This is a genomic window from Aerococcus sp. L_32, from assembly GCF_050689315.1.
This window is the reverse complement of sequence record NZ_JBOEQF010000523.1, coordinates 1-1,233: the sequence shown is the minus strand read 5'-3', so window position 1 is coordinate 1,233 and position 1,233 is coordinate 1. Positions and strand designations below refer to the sequence as shown.

Genomic DNA, 1,233 nt, shown 5'->3' with positions numbered 1-1,233 from the left:
ATAGTTTTGTTTTTGGCAGAAAATGTGGAACCTGAAATGGGCAACTCTCCCACCATCACCTTGCCGATGGCAAAAAAGGACATTGCTTCCTATTTAGGAACGACACCTGAGACCATCAGTCGCAAATTTGGAGAATTGGAGAACCAGGGATTGATTCAACAGCTGTCTGGGAAAAGGATCAAGATTCAGGATTTAGATGATTTATTGCTTTACAGCGAATAATCGGACACACTTTTTTGTACACGTTGGTGTTCTGTCGCTCTTCATTAACAATGGGACAGTACTCAGTGGGTCGGTTCTTCATTGAAGGTATGCGAACGAACAGTTTATGGATTGGGAAGTGGATCCGCGTTTCGCAAGCCTTGTCTCTGGCCCTGTTTATTGGCGCGATTGTAGTATGGTTTATACGCAGACAAGATTATCCACCAATTTCTTATTATTCTGATGGCAATAAGGGGCAGAAAAAGACTATTAAGATGGTGAATTGAGTAAAAAGATAAAAAGAAGTGCCGAACTTGATATGCGTCAATTTTCGTTTGCTAAAAGTGAGCTATATTACAGTTGTAAAGAGGAAAAGGCAGTGTTCATTAATCTGCTGCCGATAAAATAAAAATACATAAGGAGATAGGAATTATGGAAAAAGCTATATTGCAATTAGAAACGTTGTCTTGTCCAAGTTGTATGCAAAAAATTGAAGGTGCCGTGAAATCAGTTAACGGTGTTGATAAAGACAGCCTTAAAGTATTATTCAACTCCAGCAAAGTCAAAACCAATTTTGATTCAGCTGTCACTTCGATTGAAGAGATTCAAAAAGCTATCGAAAACGTAGGCTATCCTGTCCTTAAAACAAAAGTCAAGGCCGCTTAACAGAATATGTTTCTCGATTAAATAAATAATTAAAAAATATGCATAAGGAGAAGATAAATCATGAATAAGACAACTGGGCAATGGTTAGGATGGATTGGAATTCTTGTAGGGATAATCGCTTTCTTTTGGCAACCAGTATGGATGGGCGTAGCTGCAGTCGTTCTAGGAATCATCGGGCTATTTTCCCCACAGAAAGGACTCAACTGGGCAGCGATTATTATTGGGGCAATTGCGTTAGCCCTGCCACTTTTATAATCAGAAAATGTAATAACAGTGATAATAGGCAAAGAATACCTGTTATGATGAAAATTTTTAATAAACTAATTAGTGAAGGATAACTATAAAGAATAAAGACGGCTTTATCGT

At 38.0% G+C, this 1,233-nt stretch carries 3 protein-coding genes and 1 pseudogene; all 4 read left to right on the top strand.

Translation table 11 applies throughout. The features are described 5' to 3' along the window. A partial coding sequence (locus ACRCJ0_RS14465; protein WP_431390905.1) for a Crp/Fnr family transcriptional regulator occupies nucleotides 1-222 on the top strand: 222 nt, incomplete at its 5' end. Nucleotides 223-281: 59 nt separating this feature from the next. Further along, a pseudogene (locus ACRCJ0_RS14460) lies at nucleotides 282-488 on the top strand (prolipoprotein diacylglyceryl transferase family protein); the annotation flags it as partial. 145 nt (nucleotides 489-633) lie between these two features. Next, on the top strand, nucleotides 634-867 hold the full coding sequence (locus ACRCJ0_RS14455) for a heavy-metal-associated domain-containing protein (protein WP_123936732.1): 234 nt from the start codon (nucleotides 634-636) through the stop codon (nucleotides 865-867). 60 nt (nucleotides 868-927) lie between these two features. After that, nucleotides 928-1,122 (top strand): C4-dicarboxylate ABC transporter, encoded by a 195-nt coding sequence (locus ACRCJ0_RS14450; protein ID WP_072614530.1) that lies wholly within the window; start codon nucleotides 928-930, stop codon nucleotides 1,120-1,122. Nucleotides 1,123-1,233 lie beyond the last annotated feature (111 nt).

Coding starts and splice junctions, on each gene's coding strand:
- ACRCJ0_RS14455 (WP_123936732.1), top strand. CDS start 634: ATGGAAAAAGCTATATTGCAATTAGAAACGTTGTCTTGTCCAAGTTGT.
- ACRCJ0_RS14450 (WP_072614530.1), top strand. CDS start 928: ATGAATAAGACAACTGGGCAATGGTTAGGATGGATTGGAATTCTTGTA.